The sequence below is a fragment of the Methylocystis sp. genome, from assembly GCF_021731785.1.
In the GTDB taxonomy this organism is placed as follows: domain Bacteria; phylum Pseudomonadota; class Alphaproteobacteria; order Rhizobiales; family Beijerinckiaceae; genus Methylocystis.
In genome coordinates this window covers 1-3,034 of sequence record NZ_JAKFWS010000195.1, presented here as the reverse complement: position 1 = coordinate 3,034, position 3,034 = coordinate 1, and the positions used below count along the sequence as shown (strand labels likewise).

At 61.0% G+C, this 3,034-nt stretch carries 2 protein-coding genes; both read right to left on the bottom strand.

Annotated elements, in window-relative coordinates; translation table 11 throughout:
• Positions 1-863: transposase (locus QZ964_RS21385; protein ID WP_292534408.1), on the bottom strand; the 863-nt coding region annotated here is incomplete at its 3' end.
• Between the two features lie 258 nt (positions 864-1,121).
• Positions 1,122-2,783 (bottom strand): multicopper oxidase domain-containing protein, encoded by a 1,662-nt coding sequence (locus tag QZ964_RS21380; RefSeq protein ID WP_292534406.1) that lies wholly within the window; start codon positions 2,781-2,783, stop codon positions 1,122-1,124.
• Positions 2,784-3,034: the final 251 nt, after the last annotated feature.

Genomic DNA, 3,034 nt, shown 5'->3' with positions numbered 1-3,034 from the left:
GGCTTCTTGCGATGAATGCGCGAGACGAAGCCGCGCCGCGACAGCATCGCTTCATTCTTCGCCGAGCGATACGCCGTATCTGCATAGACCTCGCTCGCTGTGTTGGCGCGGTCGAGAACATCCTCGATTCTTGCGCCGTCATGCGTGGCGGCGTGTGTCGCCGTCCATTTGCGGATCAGCCCATGCGCCCGGTCGATCGACACATGGTTCTTGTATCCGAAGGCGGGGATGGCAAGATCGACCGGCGGAACCGAGCCGTCCTCCCGCACTTTGGCTTTCGTGTATTTGACCGTCCAGCGCGCATCGCGATCTTTCTGCGCGAGCTTCGCCGGCTTGTCCTTCCAGCCCTCTGGAATGCGGCCGTCCTTGATCGCCTGCTTCTCGCCGTTCGTATTCCGCTGCTTGGGCGCGGCGACAATCGTGGCGTCGACGATCTGGCCCGACATCGCGAGAAAGCCAGCCTCGCGAAGCGCCGCGTCGAACTGCTCGAACAAGACGTCGGCCGCATTCGCCTTCTTCAGCGCCTCGCGGAACGTCCAGATCGTATTGGCGTCGGGAACCGCGTCGGCCAAACCCAATCCGAGAAAGCGCATGAACGACAGGCGGTCCTTGATCAGATATTCGCAGCGCTCGTCCGACAGCGAATGCATTGCTTGCAGGATCAGCACCTTGAACATGAACACATGATCGAACGGCGGACGCCCGCCCTTGGAGCGATCGGCGCGCGGCGCCGCCGCCTCCAGCGCCGCCCGGAACATCTCAAAATCGACCAGCGCCTTCACGCGCTCAAGATCGTCGCCCTTGGCCGACAGCTCCGCCAGCCGTTCGTCGACATCAAAAAATCCGGGCGTTCCCTTCGCCATGGCCGCGATCCCCTTGCGACATGACCAAGTGAATCAACTCAACGCCGATTCGGCCAGAGGTTTTTGGAGGCGTCCATATTGCGGCCGCGTGGCGGCGTAAAACCCGGCCAGTTTTAGGCTGACTTCCCGAACATTGATTCGGGAGGGCGGCCGGGGATGGACTGTTGTCACGAGTCTATATTGACCCGACACGATGAAGTATAATTCGAGATATTTGCGCTGCTCCTGCAGTGGCGCGATTGTATTTACGGGGCTCGTTTACTCCACCGAAAATTCCCGCATCATGCCCATGTCCTCATGTTCGAGGTTGTGGCAGTGATACATGAAGCGACCCTTGAAGTCATGGAACGGCTTGGCAATCCGCACACGCTCGCCCGGCGGGACCAGCACCGTGTCTTTCCACCCGCTGTTGATGAAGCCCTCGCGCATAGTGTCGTAGCCGCCGTCGGGGTCGCCGTCGAAAACGCGGCCGACGATCTGGAAGGGCTCGCCGTGCAGATGAATGGGATGCGCCATGGACATCATGCCCATCATCCCCATTCCGCCCATCCCCATTCCACCCTTGCCGCGCCCCATCATGCCGCGCCCCATCATGCCATGACGCATGCCGCCCATTTGGCCGCCGCCGCCCTCGTGGAAGATGTCGATGAGCTGCACTGTGTCCACGGGAATGCGTTCGCGCGGTTGAATGTCCTCGCCATAGGGGGCGCCATTCAGCAGCATGCTCATATGTCCCGCCGATATGGCGATCGGGATGGGATTGCCGAGATTGGCGACGTCCTTTTCCTCGTAGCGCACAATCTTTGACAGCGTCTGGGGCAGTTTCGGACTGTCGCTCACCGCCCGCGTCACATTCGCCGTGAAGATTGGAAACGCCATGGTTTGCGGGAGGCCGCCGCCCATCATGCCACCCATCATGCGCTCGGCCATAGGCGGCAAGCCGCCCCGGAAAGGCGCATTGCCCATCACGAGTTTCGAGCCCACGGCCCGGCCGCTGAAATCAGCCCAGAGATCAAGCCGCTCGCCGGGCGCGAGCATGACATACGATTTGACCTCCGGCCGCTCCAGCAGCCCGCCATCGACGCCGATCACCGTGAGCGGCGTTCCGTCGTCCCAGGCAAGCTTGTAAATGCGCGCATTGGAGCCGTTCATCACGCGCAGGCGATAGGCGCGACTCGCCACGTCGACGCGATAGTCCGGCCGGCCGTTGACGAGAATGCGTTCGCCCTGGAAACCGATCATGTCCATGTGCATGCCGCCGCCATAGACGAGTTGATTGTCGTCGTTCAGCGTCCGGTCCTGTATGATGATCGGGATTTCAAATTCGCCCGACGGCAGGCCGAGCGCGCGTTCCTCTTCGTCATTGACGATGATGGCGCCGGCGAGCCCGCGATAGACCTGCGTCGACGTCGCCTCGTGTGGATGCGGGTGGTAGATGTTCATCGAGGCGCGATTGCGCATCTCGAACTCGTAGACATAGATTTCGCCCGGATCGATTACATACATTGGATGCCCGTCCATCAGCATGGGAACATGCAGGCCATGCCAATGGGTGATCGTGGGCTCGGGTAGTTCGTTGTGCAGGCGAATGCGGATTTTCTGACCGGTCGTGAAGCGCAGGATCGGGCCGAGGTAGGAATTGGGCAGAACTGTCAGCGTGTTCTCCGGTCCCTTGACGAGATTGGCGACATAGCGCCAAACCCGCGTCGGCGCGCCTTGGAGGATGGGCGCAGAGTCGGGGCGGCACACCAGCTCGAGCTCGACATCCGGGTTGAAGTTCGGCGACGCTGTATTGGGCGCGATCTTGTCCCCATGCGATTGCATCGCGCGACCAATCCCCGGCCAAGCGGCGCCGACCGCCACGGCTTGGCCGGCGCCCAGGAGGAATCCCCGGCGAGACAGCTTGGGCAAAAAAGGCATAACTTTCTCCCTGTGCGCATGGCGCGCATTAAATTAGTTTATTATCATATAATGCATTGAGTTATGGTTCGTGCTGCGACAAGAGGCGACATTGGCGCGCGGCGGGGGTTGTGTGTGTCGAAAAGGCTTTGTCATGTCTGGATGGCGCCCGCTGATCAAGGGTTATTTTGCTGTGGCGCGATGATCGTGGGTGCGGTCATGTCTTCGGCCTGTCGATGCGGGTCTTGACGTCCCGCTGGCCCTGATGTTGT

Excerpts from the sequence above, each read along its gene's own strand:
- QZ964_RS21380 (WP_292534406.1), bottom strand. The coding sequence starts at position 2,783 with ATGCCTTTTTTGCCCAAGCTGTCTCGCCGGGGATTCCTCCTGGGCGCC.